Source organism: Streptomyces sp. NPDC047841 (assembly GCF_040704085.1).
Lineage (GTDB): Bacteria > Actinomycetota > Actinomycetes > Streptomycetales > Streptomycetaceae > Streptomyces > Streptomyces argyrophylli.
In genome coordinates this window covers 32,768-48,224 of sequence record NZ_JBEYRP010000013.1, presented here as the reverse complement: position 1 = coordinate 48,224, position 15,457 = coordinate 32,768, and the positions used below count along the sequence as shown (strand labels likewise).

At 69.9% G+C, this 15,457-nt stretch carries 12 protein-coding genes and 2 pseudogenes; 7 read left to right on the top strand and 7 right to left on the bottom strand.

Annotated elements, in window-relative coordinates:
- Nucleotides 1-23 precede the first annotated feature (23 nt).
- The gene (locus AB0947_RS22540) at nucleotides 24-2,306 is read left to right on the top strand and encodes a discoidin domain-containing protein (RefSeq protein WP_366752123.1); all 2,283 of its coding nucleotides are present in this window, start codon (nucleotides 24-26) and stop codon (nucleotides 2,304-2,306) included.
- 106 nt (nucleotides 2,307-2,412) lie between these two features.
- Here AB0947_RS22540 and AB0947_RS22535 read toward each other — a convergent pair whose 3' ends face one another.
- Nucleotides 2,413-2,931, bottom strand: a complete 519-nt coding sequence (locus AB0947_RS22535) for a helix-turn-helix domain-containing protein (RefSeq protein WP_366752122.1) — start codon at nucleotides 2,929-2,931, stop codon at nucleotides 2,413-2,415.
- A 106-nt stretch (nucleotides 2,932-3,037) separates the two neighbouring features.
- On the opposite strand from AB0947_RS22535, the gene AB0947_RS22530 reads away from it, so the two are divergent.
- Together AB0947_RS22530 and AB0947_RS22525 are read left to right on the top strand one after the other, a co-directional pair.
- A complete protein-coding gene (locus AB0947_RS22530; RefSeq protein ID WP_366752121.1) occupies nucleotides 3,038-3,820 on the top strand; it encodes an SDR family oxidoreductase in 783 nt (260 codons plus the stop codon).
- 55 nt (nucleotides 3,821-3,875) lie between these two features.
- Nucleotides 3,876-4,235, top strand: coding sequence for a nuclear transport factor 2 family protein (locus AB0947_RS22525; protein WP_366752120.1), 360 nt, complete (start codon nucleotides 3,876-3,878; stop codon nucleotides 4,233-4,235).
- A 48-nt stretch (nucleotides 4,236-4,283) separates the two neighbouring features.
- Here AB0947_RS22525 and AB0947_RS22520 read toward each other — a convergent pair whose 3' ends face one another.
- From AB0947_RS22520 to AB0947_RS22505, 4 genes are all read right to left on the bottom strand, one after another.
- Nucleotides 4,284-6,692, bottom strand: a complete 2,409-nt coding sequence (locus AB0947_RS22520; RefSeq protein ID WP_366752119.1) for a ricin-type beta-trefoil lectin domain protein — start codon at nucleotides 6,690-6,692, stop codon at nucleotides 4,284-4,286.
- A gap of 361 nt (nucleotides 6,693-7,053) precedes the next feature.
- Nucleotides 7,054-8,715: an RICIN domain-containing protein gene (locus AB0947_RS22515; RefSeq protein WP_366752118.1), complete on the bottom strand. Its 1,662-nt coding sequence runs from the start codon at nucleotides 8,713-8,715 to the stop codon at nucleotides 7,054-7,056.
- 668 nt (nucleotides 8,716-9,383) lie between these two features.
- Entirely contained in the window at nucleotides 9,384-9,896 is a 513-nt protein-coding gene (locus tag AB0947_RS22510; protein WP_366752117.1) for a glycosyl hydrolase 53 family protein, read from the bottom strand.
- Nucleotides 9,897-10,122: 226 nt separating this feature from the next.
- Nucleotides 10,123-10,707, bottom strand: a complete 585-nt coding sequence (locus AB0947_RS22505) for a hypothetical protein (RefSeq protein WP_366752116.1) — start codon at nucleotides 10,705-10,707, stop codon at nucleotides 10,123-10,125.
- Between the two features lie 103 nt (nucleotides 10,708-10,810).
- On the opposite strand from AB0947_RS22505, the gene AB0947_RS22500 reads away from it, so the two are divergent.
- Nucleotides 10,811-11,536, top strand: a complete 726-nt coding sequence (locus AB0947_RS22500) for a dienelactone hydrolase family protein (RefSeq protein ID WP_366752115.1) — start codon at nucleotides 10,811-10,813, stop codon at nucleotides 11,534-11,536.
- Nucleotides 11,537-11,554: 18 nt separating this feature from the next.
- A pseudogene (locus AB0947_RS22495) lies at nucleotides 11,555-11,830 on the top strand (ADP-ribosylglycohydrolase family protein); the annotation flags it as partial.
- Nucleotides 11,831-12,017: 187 nt separating this feature from the next.
- Here AB0947_RS22495 and AB0947_RS22490 read toward each other — a convergent pair.
- Nucleotides 12,018-12,947, bottom strand: a complete 930-nt coding sequence (locus AB0947_RS22490) for an ion transporter (protein WP_366752114.1) — start codon at nucleotides 12,945-12,947, stop codon at nucleotides 12,018-12,020.
- 299 nt (nucleotides 12,948-13,246) lie between these two features.
- On the bottom strand, nucleotides 13,247-13,513 hold the full coding sequence (locus AB0947_RS22485) for a GlsB/YeaQ/YmgE family stress response membrane protein (protein WP_366752113.1): 267 nt from the start codon (nucleotides 13,511-13,513) through the stop codon (nucleotides 13,247-13,249).
- Nucleotides 13,514-14,076: 563 nt separating this feature from the next.
- Between AB0947_RS22485 and AB0947_RS22480 the strand changes: the two genes are divergently transcribed.
- Together AB0947_RS22480 and AB0947_RS22475 are read left to right on the top strand one after the other, a co-directional pair.
- The gene (locus AB0947_RS22480) at nucleotides 14,077-15,198 is read left to right on the top strand and encodes an epoxide hydrolase (protein WP_366752112.1); all 1,122 of its coding nucleotides are present in this window, start codon (nucleotides 14,077-14,079) and stop codon (nucleotides 15,196-15,198) included.
- Between the two features lie 132 nt (nucleotides 15,199-15,330).
- A pseudogene (locus tag AB0947_RS22475) lies at nucleotides 15,331-15,450 on the top strand (IS5/IS1182 family transposase); the annotation flags it as partial.
- Between the last annotated feature and the right edge of the window lie 7 nt (nucleotides 15,451-15,457).

Sequence of the window (15,457 nt, the reverse complement as noted above, 5' to 3'; positions counted from 1 at the left end):
CCCCAACTGACCGATGAATCAGTGTGCGAAGCGCAGATTGGCTGACCGACGTGCACTCGCCGATCATGCAGAAGATCGGCACACGCAAGCGGTGCGGCAACAGTCCAGGCGTCGGATCGATCAGCGACGTCACGTACGACAACATCACGGCGACCGGCAACAGCCCCGCCTTCAGCCCGACCCTGTGGGGCGAGTCCGGCCACCGCATCGACAGCGTGACCTTCACCAACGTCCACATCTCGGTCCCCGGTGGCCACGGCACCATGTCGACGGGCGTGCCCAGCAACGACTCCACCGACTACAACCCCAAGAGCATCGGCACCCGGCCCGCCTACGGCTGGTACCTCCACAACGCCGACAACGTCCGGTTCACCGACAGCTCGGTGACGTTCGCCTCGGACGACGGCCGGCCCGCGTTCGTCGCCGACGCGGCCAGCGGCATCCGACTCACCCGGTTCACTGCGCAGAAGGGCGGCAACTCGCCCTTCGACGTGAGTTTCCAGAACGTCACCGGCGGCTGCCTGACGGACAGCCACACCACCTCCGGGGGTGCCCTGCGGGTCTCGGGAAGCCAGGACTGCGGCAGTACGGCGGTGAAGCCGCTCGACCTGGAGAACCCCCGCCAGGACTTCCTCCGCGACTCCGTCGGCGGGCTCTTCCTGCACTGGGGCCTGCGCACCGCACCCGCCCACACCAGCTGCACCGCCTGGGAGAAGGACGTCACCGACGGCGGCTGGACGCCCGGCTACTGGGTCGACGAGGCGCAGAAGCTGCACGCCCAGTACCTGGTCCTCGCCACCTTCCACAGCCGCCTCGGCTACGCCCGCCCCTGGCCGTCCAGGATCCCCGGCTCCTGCTCCACCAAGCGGGACTTCCTGGGCGAGCTGATCACGGCCGCCAAGGCCAAGGGCATGAAGGTCATCCTCTACATGACCAACGACCCCCAGTGGCACGACGAGGGCGGTCACGAGTGGCTGGACTCGGCCGCCTACTCCGCCTACAAGGGCAAGGACATCGACCTGACCACCAACGACGGTTTCGGTCAGTTCGGTTACGACAACTTCTTCGAGGTCATGGACCGCTATCCCGGCCTCGGTGGCTTCTGGATCGACAACGACAACCCGTACTGGGAGAGCCACGACCTCTACCGGCAGATCTACGACAAGCGCCCGGACTACACGCTCAGCAACAACAACGAGGACACGCCGATCATGGACATGATCAGCAATGAGCAGAAGACGGGCATGACCCCGGCCTACGACTACCCGCAGGCGGTCTACACCGCACAACCCCGCCTGACCGAGGCCGACTTCAAACTCCCGTCGACCGGTGCCTGGTGGTACGACGGCTCCGACCCCTCCGTCGACCGGGCGCTCACCATCGGCCGCCTCGTCACCAACGCAGGCTCCTCGGTCAAGGCGCTGATGGCCGAGACAGCCCAGGTCAACGGCACGTTCCCGTCGAACCAGGCGTCCTTCAACACCTTCGCGGACTCCTACCTCGACCCCATCTGGGAGTCCCTGCACGGCACCGAGGGCGGCGGCTACATGTACGGCGGCCTCAAGCCCGGTTCCTGGAACGACGGTGCGTACGGGGTGACCACCATCGCCAGGAACGACCCCGGCCGGCAGTACATCCACGTCCTGACCCCGCCCGGCACCAGCACGCTGCGGGTGAGGGACAACGGCTACCGCATCGCCTCCGTCACCGACCTCCGCACCGGCAAGGCGGTTTCCTGGTCGCAGTCCGGCGGCGTGCTCACCCTGAGCGGGCTCGGGAACTGGGACCCGTACGACACGGTCTTCAAGGTCGCGACGGCCGGCCGCCAGGGCATTCTCACCGGCGTCAAGGTCAGCGCGAGCGCCTCCGCGAGCGGACACTCCGCGACGGCCGCCGGGGACGGCGACTACCTCACCTACTGGGACAACGGCAAGACCCTGCCCGTGAACCTCACCTTCGACCTCGGTTCGGCCAAGAAGGTGCGGTACATCGGGCTCAACCAGCGTGAGGACTCCGTGGCCTACGCCCGTTCCGACACCGAGCAGTCCGCGCGGATCAAGGACTACAAGGTGTTCCTGAGCAACGACGGCTCGACCTGGGGCAGCGCGGTCAAGACCGGCCGGCTGCCGAGTCGCCGGGGAATGCAGGGCATCGACCTGACCGCCGCCAACGCCCGTTACGTCCGGCTCGAGGTCGACACCACCTGGGCCGCCTCCAGCGACACCACACGCTACCAGCGGCTTCGGGTCGACGAGGCGTGGATCGGCACGTCGTACGCCACCCCCGCGAACAGTGGACAGCCGTGATCCGGGTCGGATCGCTCACGGCCGCGGCGGCGGGCCTGCTCGTCGCCGCGGCCGTGCCGCCATTCTGAAGGCGCAGTCAGGCGGGGTGCTCCTCCGCACCGCGTGCCTACTCTTCCGCTCCGGCCTCCCGCCGACGCCGTTCCAGTTCGTCGTACCGGGCGCGCATGGTCTCGCCGGCCGCGGGCCCCGCCGTGAAGACGAACGCGTCGCTGTCATGGAGGTCCCGTCCGGTGCGCCGGTCCACGACGACCGGCTCGGCCTCCTCCCCGGTCCGCGCGTCGACGAGGATCATCGCTCGTTCCTCCGGCGCCAGGTGCTGGTTCCCCCAGGCCGCCAGCGCGACGATCACCGGGCGCAGCGAACGTCCGCGCTCGGTGAGCACGTACTCGTGGCGGACCGGATGGGTCTGGTACGGGCGGCGCTCCAGCAGACCGTCGGCGACCAGGGTCTTCAGGCGCGCGGTGAGCATGCTGGTCGAGATGTTGAGGCTCTGCTGGAACTGGTCGAACCGGGTGTAGCCGTCGAAGGCGTCATGAAGGATCAGCAGCGTCCACCACTCGCCCACGTGCTGCACGGTCGTGGACAACGGACAGGCGCGGTCCTCAAGCCGGATCCGGCTCGCCATTGCGCCCCCCTCTCCTGTTACTGCTAAAGTCGAAGTCACCGGCTTTCATTTTAGCAGTAACCCAGCGACAAGGGGTGTGCCCCGCGCACACCGGAACGGACGCACCGTGTCCCTCATCATCGACGACTCCCTGGCCGGCCGGCACGCCCTCGTCACCGGCGGCACCAAGGGCACCGGAGCCGCGATCGCCGCCCGGCTGCGCGCCGCCGGCGCCACCGTCCTGGTCGCGGCCCGCTCCAGGCCGGACCACGTGGCCGAGGAGGACTTCGTCGGCGCCGACCTGACCACACCGGAAGGCGCCGGCCACGTGGCCCGGGAGACGACCCGCCGACTGGGCACCACCGACATCCTGGTGCACTGCCTGGGCGGATCGTCCGCCCCCGCCGGCGGTTTCGAGGTGCTCACCGAGGAGATCTGGTCGCAGGAACTGGGCCACAACCTGCTCGCCGCGGTACGACTGGACCGGGCGCTCGTCCCCGGCATGATGGCGCGAGGGCGGGGCGCGGTCGTCCACGTCTCCTCCATCCAGCACCGCATGCCGCTGTGGGACGGCACGCTGGCCTACGCCTCCGCCAAGGCCGCCCTGAGCACGTACAGCAAGGGCCTGTCCAACCAGGTGGCCCCGCACGGAGTGCGCGTCAACACGGTGGTGCCGGGGTTCATCCAGACCGACGCCGCCGACGCACTCGTCGACCGGATCGCCGAGCGCACGGGCGACCGCGACTCCGCCCTGGCCTCACTCATGGACTCGCTCGGCGGCATCCCGCTCGGCCGGCCCAACCGTCCCGAGGAGGTGGCCGAACTCGTCGCCTTCCTCGTGTCCGACCGGGCCTCCGCCATCGTCGGAGCGGAACACGTCATCGACGGCGGCACCCTCCCCACCCTCTGAACGACGTCCCGCCCTGTCCACGAACCCGCCCCTCCGATCCGAAAGCGAGACTCACATGACCGACACCAGCACCACCGCGCCCGGCACGCACGAGCTTCCCGGCGTCGTCCACCGGTACCTCGAGGCGCACACCGCCCGCGACACCGCCGCCGCCGTCGCGGCCCTCACCGCAGACGCGACCGTCACCGACGACGGCCACACCTACCGTGGCCGCGCCGCCGTCGCGCAGTGGCTCGACGGCGCCGCCTCCGAGTACACCTACACCACCGAACTGCTGTCGGCGCACAGGGACGCCGCCGACCACTTCACCGTCACCCAGCGCCTGCGGGGCGACTTCCCCGGCGGCACGGTCGACCTCCGCTTCCGCTTCACCCTCGACGGCGACCTCATCAGCCGGCTCACCATCGCCCCCTGAGCCGGGACCCGGGGGGCGGGAGCCGTCGGTCGTCGGCCGGTCACCGGATCAGCCGCGCGTCCACCGCTGGTTTCCGTTGCCGTTGCAGGTCCACAGCTGCAGGAGGCTGCCGTTGCCCGTTCCCCCGCCGGTCGCGTCCAGGCACAGACCGGACTGGTCGCCGGTGATCGTGCCGTCGGAGTGGAGCGTCCACTTCTGGTTGCCGCCGCCGTTGCAGTCCCAGATCTCCACCTTGGTTCCGGGGCTGGTGCCCTGGCCTGCCGCGTCGAGGCAGACGCTTCCGTAGACCCGCAGCTCACCGGCCGAGGTGTTCGTCCACTGCTGGTTGCCGCCACCGTTGCAGTCCCACAGTTCCACCTGGGTGCCGGCCGTCTGCGACTGGTTCGGCACGTCCACGCACCGGCCGGAGCCGACGCCGACGACCGGGCCTGTCGTACCGCCGTCGCCGCCGCCGCTGCCGGGGGTGATGGACAGGTTGTCGAACTGCGCCGTCTCACCCTGGCTGGTCCCGTAGCCGATCTGTCCGCCGGCCCAGGTCCGGTCGGTCACGGAACCGACCGTGGCACCGTCGATGACGGCGGTGATGGTGGCGCCGGAGAAGGTGAGGGCCAGGGTGTGCCACCGGTTGGTGCCCAGCGCCGCGGTCGTGCCGCGGGCCAGGGTGGAGAGGGTGCCGTTGGTGTTCGAGTTCAGGACCGACCAGGCACCGGTGTCGCTGACCCGCAGGCGGTAGGCGTTCAGTCCTCCGGTACCGCTGTAGTCCTGTGCGCCCGCACGGCCGATCAGCTCCGCGTATCCGGCCTGTTCGAGCATCACGTCCGAGGAGACGGTGTAGTCGCTCCAGCCCGTGTCACCGAGCAGGGCGTGCGGATCGGACAGCGCGTCCCAGGTGATCGGCTTCTGCGGGCTCATCTGGCGCACGCACTTGCCGCTGCGGCCGCCGCCGCAGCCCACCTCTTCGAAGGCGCCCTGCCAGTCCATGAGGTACTTGGCCTCGGCACCGGTGGCGTAGCCGTCGAAGGAGTCGCTGTACGGCAGCTTCAGCGTGCCCTGGGCGGGACCGGTGGCGGTGCCCTTGCCCTGGCCGGTCGTGGTGGTCAGGGTGTACACGCGGCCCGGCCGGACAGTGAGGCTGAAGCCGCCGCCGGACGGGGTGATGTCCGCGGTGTGCACGAAGTAGTCGGCCGGGTTCTGGGAGGTGACGTCGGTCGACCATACGTGGACGGTCTTGGCGGACAGTCCCCCGGTGACGTTGAGGTTCAGCGTCTGGTCGCTCGTGGCGTCCATCGTCTCGATGACCGTGGAGTAGTCGGAGCCGTTGGTGGACTTCAGCGAGACGTAGCTGCCGTTGTTCCGGTTGCCGCCGATGTAGCCGCTGGAGGCGTCGAGGTAGTGCCAGCCCGGGGCGGTGAACTGGCTGGTCTGCGCCATCACCCAGGCGTTCTTGCCGATCGCGTAGTGGCCGGACCAGGGCTGCGGGGCCAGGGCGAGCCCCATGGTGGGATACGGCAGGTTGGGCGTGATCGAGGCGACCACGGGCCAGTTGAGGTACGCGGTCATCCGGCCGTCGATGTATCCGCGGTTGATGCCGCGGGCCACGGCCTGCGCGCCCCCGTTGTAGTCGTCCGAGCCGTTCTCGCTCGCCCACAGCGCCTTGCCGGACGACGTGGCGGCCGACGGCACCGAGCAGGTGGACTGGGACGACCGGTAGCCGCAGGGGTAGTGCGTGCCGATGGCGCTCACCGCGGAGGCGAACGCCGGGTCGGAGTCGATGTCGTTCGCCACGGACCAGTCGGAGTCGGCCGCGACGATCCTGACGTTGCCGTAGCCGTGGCTGTCGAGCGCGCTGCGCAGTTGTTCGTACCAGGAGATGTTGTAGCCCCGCTCGTTCCACCCGCCGAGGTAGTCGATGGTCAGCCCGTGCTGCTTGGCGCAGCCCAGCCACGAGAGCAGGTAGTCGGCCATGTCGGTGGACCAGAAGTTCCCGCCGCCGATCCAGCCGGGCGCGCCCCAGGCGAGCCCGTACAGCTTGATGCCCGGGTTACGGGCCTTGGCCTGCTCCATCAGCCACCATTCGTAGCCCCGGTCGCAGTTGAGGTCGGAGCGGGTGTGCTGGTGACTCGGTTCGGCCCCTGAGGTGGAGTTGGTGTCTCCGCCGATCTCCGCCTTGAGGATCTGCAGGGAGGCGCCGTAGCCGGGCTTGAACAGGTAGTCCAGGATCTGGCCGCGCTGGGGCTCGGGGTAGTCGATCAGGAGTCTGCTGTTGCCGCCCCCGCCGCTGATGGCGCCGACGCCGTCGAAGGCACGGCCGCCGGACGCGCCGTTGATCGTGAGGGAGGTGGCGGCCTGGGCCGGGGCGGCGGTCGTGGCGACGATGCCGCCGGCGGTCAGGAGCAGGCCCGCGAGCACTGCGGTCAGGACGCGCAGGCGCCGGAACAACCGGCTGAAGGCTGACACGGTGGATTCCTTTCACAGGTGGGAGGTGTCCCCGTGCGGGAGGGCAGGAGCCGTGTCACGGGGCCCGATGACTGTGCGGTGGCCGGTGTGCGGCGGTGGCCGTACCGGTCCGTCAGGACGCGGCGAACGCCGTGGTGCCGGACGCGGGCACGACCATCGCCAGGGCGACGAGGAGCGTGGCCTTCCATCGCCTTCGCCGGCGATCGACGGCTGTCCGGGCATGGAGACCTCCTCCGTGACGGTGCCGCCACGGCGGCGCCGTAGCCGCCTGTGGTCGGTGCGCGGACGCCCGGTCGCCCGCGGCGGGCAGCCACCCGGCAGGCGGGCCCGTACGGTGCTCGGCAGGGGCGCGGAGGGGGAGTCACCCCAGCGTCCACCGCTGGTTACCGCTGCCGTTGCAGGTCGACAGCTGGACGAGGCTTCCGTCGGCGCCGGCCCCTCCTGTGACGTCCAGGCACAGGCCGGACTGGACGCCGGTGATCGTGCCGTCCGCGTTGAGCGTCCACTGCTGGTTGGTCTGGCCGTTGCAGGTCCAGATCTCCACCTTCGTCCCCGGTGTGGTGCGGTTGTCGTAGGCGTCCAGACACCTCTGGCTGCTGCCCGAGTAGACGGTGAGCTGGTCGGAGACGGAATGCGTCCAGGTCTGGTTGGCGCCGCCGTTGCAGCTCCAGATCTCCACCTGGGTGCCGGCGGTGGTGGTCGAGTTCGGGACGTCCAGGCACTTGCCCGACCCCACCCCGTGCAGCGCACCGGTCACAGTGGTGCCGCCGCCGCTGCTCGTGCCGCCCACGACCCGGTACATCACCGTGCCGTGCGCGGGCACCGAGGCGCTGATCGTGCCCGAGGTCGTCGAGGACGCCCCCGACCACAAGTCGGTCAGGGTGTAGGAGGAGGCCCCGGTCTTGCCGATCGCGGCCGCGCTGGTGGTGATGGTCGCCGTCGAGCCCGTCTCGTTGAACAGCGCCACCGACACGTCCCCGTTCGCCAGCGGCTTGGCCAGGACGTCCAGGCCGCCCGAGGAGGAGACCATGACGCCCTGCCTGCCCAGCGGGTCCTGGTCGACCGCGATCACGCGGGAGTTGGTCAGCGTGGCCAGGGTGTCCCTGCCGGCCGAGGGGATGTCGGTACCCGCGATCAGCGGCGCGGCCATCTCCGCCCACAGACTGAATTCGCTACGGCTCTCGGTGGCCGTCAGCGAGCCGTTGCCGACCTCCAGCATGTCGGGGTCGTTCCAGTGGCCGGGGCCGGCGTAGGAGGCGAGTCCCACGTTGCTGTGGAAGATCGAGAGCATGCTGGAGAAGCTCGCGGTGATGTCCCCGGTGGTGCGCCAGCTGTTGCCCACGTCCGCGCCCCAGGTCCACACGTTCTCCTGGCCCCAGTTGCACAGACTGAACAGGATGGGCCGGCCGGTGGCCGCCAGGGCGTCGCGCATCGCGGTGTACCGGGTACGGGCGGGCGCCCCGGTGTTGTTGCAGTTGTCGTACTTCAGATAGTCCACGCCCCAAGAGGCGAACGTCTGGGCGTCCGTGGTCTCGTGGCCCAGGCTGCCCGGATAGCCGGCACAGGTCGCAGTGCCCGCGTCCTCGTAGATCCCCAGCTTGAGCCCCAGCGAGTGCACGTAGTCCGCGGTGCCCTTGATGCCGTCGGGGAACTTGGCCGGGTCCGGCACCAGACGGCCGCCGGAATCGCGGCTGTGGGTCATCCAGCAGTCGTCTATGTTGACGTACGAGTAGCCCGCCGCCTGCATGCCGTTGGTGTGCATCGCCTGCGCGGTGGACTTGATCAGCGACTCGGAGACGGCGCAGCCGTACGCGTTCCAGTCGTTGAAACCCATCTGCGGCGTCAACGCCAGCCCGTTGTCCAGCGCGGTCGCGGGCTGCGCCGTCCCCAGGGCGAGGAGGGGGGCGGCCACGGCGAGCAGTGCGACCGTGCACGCGAGCGCCAGGATTCTGCGCAAGGACGTCAGCGGCGTCAGCGGGAACGGCGTGCGCGGACGCCTGGCCCTCTCGGTGGTCACGGACATGGTTCATCGCTCCTCGGGTCGAGTTCCGGAGGGCACGTGCACGGCAGCGAGGGTGGACTCGTGCTGCCTTGTTGCGAACATGACACACACGTGGAGCAACCCCGACGCGTTCGCAGTGTCGAACGTGTGTCGGGGTATCGGGCATGGTGGATAATAGGGAACCGGTGGACGGCGTCAATACCCTCCACATGATTCGACGCGCATCTCGAAACATTCGCATTCCACATGGGGTGGTGGGGCGCGGCGTTGGAGCACACCACCGCGCCCCAGGCTCCGGCGCGCGCGGACGCGGTCACCGCCAGCCGGCAGAAAGCCGCACCCACCGGGCACTCTTCGAAGGTGCCGTGCAGCGGGGTGTAGCCGATCCAGCCCTCACCGAACACGAAGGCACCCCGGTCCCGGCGGCCCAGTCCGCGGCGGCGTCGGTCCAGGTCCTCAGCCGCTGTTCCATCGCCGTCCGGTGGACGGCGTAGCGCTCGTACAGCCAGGCGTCCCAGCGCTGCGGGTCGCACCAGTCGTGCACGTACACCTCGCGGCGGCCGACCACGGTGGCGTCCAGACGCCATCGGTCGACGGCCGGCGGCGCCCAGTCCGCAAGGGCCGGCGCGCCCGGGCGCAGCAGTTCGCGCGCTGGGCGCGCTCCTGGGGGAAGGGCGGGGAGGAATCCCTCAGGGCAAACGTGTCCAGAAGATCGAGACACCCATGATGTCGTAGTCGAGGCCGTTCGCCTCGGCGGTGGTGATCCAGCCCGCGTAGGCGGTGCGGTCCGGGGTGGTGAGGTGGATGACGATCTTGCTCGTCGGGGAGGTGTCCCGCACCGCCTTCGAAGCCGACTCCAGCAGCGCGAAGTAGTCGGCCGGACTGGTCCAGCGGCTCACGTCCGCCAGGGCGTTGTTGATCTCGTTGCCGATGGAGACGTACTGCGGGGTGACGCCCGCGCCCTTCATCGCCTGAAGGGAGCGAGCCGTGAAGTCGTGGACCGCCGCCTCAAGTCGGCTCTGGGAGCAGCCGGCCCAGTCCGCCGGCCTGTGCTGCATCGCCGGGTTCGTCCAGACGTCGCTGTAGTGGAAGGACAGGAGGATCTTCATCCCCCGTGCCTTGGCGTCCTTGGCGTTCTTGACCGCGTCGTCGATGTCCTGCCGGCCCGGCTGGAGTTGCTGTCGCTCTCCGTCGTTGGTCACGAAGTCGCCGGGTCCGCAGGGGTTCAACCTGGCCCGCATCCGTGTGTACAACAAGCCAATCGGCCTGCGGTGCGTCCGGGCCGCCCGGCGCGCGCGTCAGACATGGCGTGGACGACGCCAACACATGTGGCTGGTGCGGCACACGTCGCACGGTTCCGCGCCGGCGGGCATGCGACCGTACCGCGCGGCGGGGCCCCGGCCGGGGCCCCGCGTTCAGGCGGTGCGGTCACCTGACGAGACGGGCGTAGGCCCGCAGTTCCTCCACGAAGATCCGGGGCTGCTCGAAGGCGGCGAAGTGACCGCCCGCGGCGATGTCGTCGTTGAAGTAGACCAGGTTGTCGTAGGCCTTCTGTGCCCACACCTTCGGCGTGCGCACCAGTTCGCCGGGGAAGACGCTGACCCCGACCGGCAGGTCCAGGCGTGTCAGGTCGTGGTTGTCCCGGTAGAACTCCCAGTAGAGCCGCGCCGACGACGCCCCGGTGTTGGTGAGCCAGTACAGACTGATGTCGTCGAGCATGCGGTCGTAACCCAGGAGCGGCTCCGGACGGTGGTCGCTGTCCGTCCAGTCGATGAACTTCTCGAAGATCCAGGCGGCCTGCCCCACGGGGGAATCGGCCAGGGCGTAGCCGAGGGTCTGCGGGCGCGTGGCCTGCTCCTGGAAGTACCCCGAGTACTGCCGGGCGAAGACCTGCTGCTGGGCGATGGCCGCCTTCTCCTCCGGCGTGCCGTCCCCCAGGGCCGTGTTGGTCAGCATGAACTCCGGCAGGTTCAGGTGCACACCGAGCAGACCGGCCGGCCGCTGCTTGCCCATCTGGGTGGTGACGGCACCTCCCCGGAATACGCCGGAGACCTGCCTTCTGCCGGCGGCAGAACACCGGCCCGACCGGGCTCTACGATCACTACAGTCCAGGCTCATGACGACGGTCACAACACGCACGATCGAATACGCGGCCGACGGCCTGACGATGTTCGGGCATCTCGCGCTCCCGGCCGGTGCCGACCGCAGGCCCGCGGTCTTGGTCGGGCCCGAGGGGACGGGGCTCAGCGATGTCGAGCGCCGCCGGGCCGATGCGCTCGCCGAGCTGGGATATGTGGCCCTGGCCTTCGACCTCCACGGCGGGCGCTATTTGAGCGATCCTGAGGAGATGTTGGCCCGCTGCATGCCGCTGCTCGCCGACCCCGACCGGATGCGAGGCATCGGCCACGCGGCCCTTGACGTGCTCCGCGCCGAGCCGCGGACCGACCCGGACCGGATCGCCGCCGTCGGCTACGGCACCGGGGGCGCCATCGCGCTGGAACTCGGGCGCGACGGCGTCGACCTGCGCGCGATCGCGACAGTCAACGGACTGATCACGGGCCGGCCAGGCGAGACGGCGCGCATCCACTGCCCGGTGTGGGCCGGGGTCGGGTCGGAAGACCCGATCATGGCGCCCGCGCAACGGGACGCTTTCACTGCCGAGATGCAGGCTGCGGGAGTTGACTGGCGCCTCGTGGTCTACGGCGGCGCCTTGCACGCCTTCCATCACCCACCGGTCGACCACATCGTGCTTCCTGGGGTCGGTTTTCACCCTCAGCACGCGCAGCGAGCCTGGCGGGACGTCGTCGACCTGCTCGCCGAGTGCCTGCCCGTAACGGAGTGACGATCGAGGACACCGACCCCCCTCGCCGCACTCCCGGACACCTTGGTTCCTGTCCACCCCGGCCATCGCGGCCGTTACGCCGCAGTGCTCTCGCCCGACTGCCACCCCGATCAGGCGACCGAGTTCAACGGTGCCGTCCGGCGCTGCCTGGGCTCCGCCCTCTGGGCCTCGCGCACCACCACCGGCTTCGAGGACGCCATACGCGCGGCGATCGACCCCGGCGATGACACGGACACGGCTGCCGCGGTGACCGGAGACCTTGCGGGGGCGTACTACGGGTCGGATGCAATCCCCGCCGGCCTGATGGGACAGTGCGTGCAGCCCGCCTGAACGGCGAGTTGGTCCTGCGGGAAGCCGAACGCCCGTGGAATCGGAGCGGCTCCGGCGAGCCGCCCAGGAGGAACTGCTCCAGCGGCGCGGGCTGACGGCACCATGGGTGCTGCGCCCGTCGACCACCGACGCGGACACCGAGTGTCCAGGATCAGGGGTGAAGACCCGTGCCCGCTGGGGAGACAGTCCGTTCCGCTTCGACGGCTGGTGGCGCTGAGGCGTGGGCGAGTTCGCGTTCGAGGTCGTCCAGGGCGCGGCGGGCTGTGACGATGCGGTCGTGCAGGGTCTGCTGCGTGGCCGGGATGGGTGCCGGGCGGGGGGCTGGTGCCGCGTGGTTCCGTTCCATGTCGCGGGCTTCATCGAGGGAGGACAGGACGACGCCGATGAGGACATTGACGAGGACGAAGGAGGCGAGCAGGACGTAGGACGCGTAGTAGATGAGGCTCAGGCGGGAGATTTCGAGGCCTGCGTGGACGGCGTCGCCGATGCCGTCGAGGGTCATGAGCAGGAAGAGGGTGAGGGCGGCGCGGCCGACGGAGCCGTAGTGCTGCGGGTCGTGGCGAGCGAAGAAGACCCAGCCGACCATCGCGTAGACGTACAGCAACAGGGCGCCGACGAGGAGGAAGCTGAGGGTGCCGGGCAGGCTGCGGGCGACGGCGACGAGGATGATGCGCAGTTGCGGCAGGAACCGGGCGGTGCGCAGGACGCGTGCCAGCCGCAGCAGCCGCAGGACGGTGGTGTTCTCCCGGACGAGGGGCAGGAAGGTGCTCAGTACGACGGCGAGGTCGAAGAGGTTCCACGGGTCGCGGAAGAAGCCTTTGGGACGGTCGGCGTGGGCGCCCAGGCGTAGCAGGATCTCCACGGTGAAGGCGGCCACGCACGCGTGTTCGGCCAGGCTCAACCAGCCGTGCCAGTCGGTGACCACCCCGGTGTAGGTCTCCGCGCCCAGCAGTGCGGCGTTGGTGAGGATCAGGCAGAAGACGGTGACCGCGAACCATCGGGCTTCGGTGATGGCGCGGCACCATCGTGCCGTCGAGGCCCGCGCCGTGGCGGGCCGAACCATGGGGGCGCTGTCCGTCATCCTGCTGTGTTCCTTCGCGCAGCACACTGTTCCCGGCCAACCGGGCTGGTAGGCGGGCTTGTTGAGTGATCATGCTCTACGCCAGACTTCTACAGCAATGTAGACATCGGCGGGGTGCCGGTGCCGGTTGCCCGGTCCGCCGTCCGCGGAGAGGTGGCGGATCCGATGTCCGGCCTGAGCAGGAGCCCGCTGGGGCGCCGCCTTCCGGACCGCTGGACGGCAGCGTCGTGCAGGGAGGCGAGCCGCCCCGCGGGCCTGACCGTGTGCGGCTTCACCGGCGGACTGGAGGTTCGCTCACGTCAGTTACGGGAGTTGCCGAACAGGAGACGGTAGGCGATCAGCAGGACGAGGGCACCGCCGATGGCCGAGCCCCAGGTGGCGAGGTCGAAGAACTCCCGCTGGATGGGACGGTCGAGGAAGGTCGCCGACAGCCAGCCGCCCAGGAATGCGCCGGCGACGCCGATGACGGTGGTGCCGATGCATCCGCCGGGGTCACGTCCGGGCAGGACGGCCTTGGCGATCGCCCCGGCGAGAAGACCCAGAACCAGCCACGCGATGACACCCATGTCTCTCCTTTCACTGACCCCTGGGCAGGGAGCCGAAGTGCTTCGCGGGACAGCGTAGCTTCTACAAGCCTGTAGAAGACGCCCGGCGGCCGGATCTCGCCGGATGATCCCGGGGAGTGTCCGGTACCGGACGCCTCCGCGATCTGCGAGCGCGTGGCGTGGCGACTGGCGGACTCGTGGCGTGGTGACTGGCAGAAGCGAGTCCGCAGACGCGGCGCCGGGCTGAGTTTCGGGCGTGGGCGGCTTCGGCAACCGCACCGGGCCGCTGCGCGACATCACGGCCGAGCGCGGGGCCGCCAAAGGACTCACTCTGCCTCGTAGCGCGATACTGGCGGGACCCCAACCCACTCATCGCGCTGCTGCAGAACGCGGAAGCGGACGACGGCGAGAGCCGCTCGACTCCACCCGCGAACGCACTGCTGTCACAAGGTCTCGGTCCGCGCCGGCAGGTCATGCGTCGTCGTTCACGCCCTCGGGGCAGTTGTCCCGGAGAAGGCGTCCCGGGAACGTCACGGGAACGCGGACATCAGAGACGTTTCGAGCGAACGAGAGGACGACCGAGCATGATCAGCACGGAACACGCCACTCCACCCGTCGTGGAGCAGTCGGTGCTCGAGGACCTGCGCGCGCGCCTGAGTGGCTACCGCCGAGTCGACGTCCCCGCCGGCTTCGGGTGGGCACGCGGTGTCGACGGCGACCGCCTCGCGGACCTGATCTCCCATTGGGCCCGCTCCTACGACTGGCGCGAGCATGAAACCCGGATCCGTGCCCTGCCCTGGGCCCTGGCCGGCCTGGCCGACACACCGGTGCGGGCGGTCCATCTGCGAGCGGCGCGCACCGACGCGGTGGCGGTGGTGCTCCTCCACGGCTGGCCCGACTCCGTCCTGCGGTTCGAGAAGGTCTGGCCCCTGCTGTCCGACCTCCACGTGATCGTCCCGGCCCTGCCGGGCTTCCCGTTCGCCGCGCCCGTCGCCTCCCGCGGCATGTCGTCCCGGGCCACGGCCGAAGCGATCGCGAACGCGATGGCCGAGCTCGGCTACGAACGGTACGTCGTGTCCGCGGGCGATGTGGGCTGCGACGTCGCCGAGGCGCTGGCCGCCGCTCACCCCGACCGTGTGGCCGCCCTGCACCTGACCGATGTGTCGCAGTACCGCTTCCTGGTGGACCCGCCGCAGGACCTGTCCGACGCGGAGCGGGCGTACGTCCGGCGCGGCCGTCAGTGGCAGGCCACCGAGGGCGGCTACATGCACGAACAGGCCACCAAACCGCACACGTTGGCTGTGGCGCTCGGTGACTCGCCCGCGGGCCTGGCGGCGTGGATCCTGGAGAAACTGCGCGCGTGGACCGACTGCGGCGGTGATGTGGAAGCGGTGTTCCACCGGGACGAGTTGCTCACGTGGATCACCGCGTACTGGGTCAGCGGCGCCATCGGCACCTCCTTCACCCCCTACGCCGAGAGCGCGGCGAAACCGGCCGGACGCATCGACGTCCCCACGGCGTTCACGATCTTCCCGAAGGACCTCGTCAACGCGCCCCGCGAGTTCGCGGCACGCTTCTTCGACGTCCGCTCCTGGACCGAGGAACTGGCCGGCGGCCACTTCGCGGCCTGGGAGCGCCCGTCGGAGTACGCCACCGGCGTCCGCACGGCAGTCGAACTGGCGAGGCGGAGGTTCGTGGCCCCCTGATCGTCGGGGCCTCCGTGCCGACCGCACCCGCAAGCCGGTCGCCGGTCGCCGGTCGCCGGCCAGAAAGGTCAGTGGCCGGCATGGGGGTCAACTCACCGACCTGTCCGCCGCCGGCCCAGGGGAGCGGAGGCTTGGGTCGCGGAACGGACCGTCTCCTGGCCGGCCGGCTGCTGCCGTCACCTTCATCGCCGCGGCGAACGCAAGGCCGGACACTTTGCGGCCTTCACCAGCATCGCCTGCACGCTCATCTGCCGCTCAT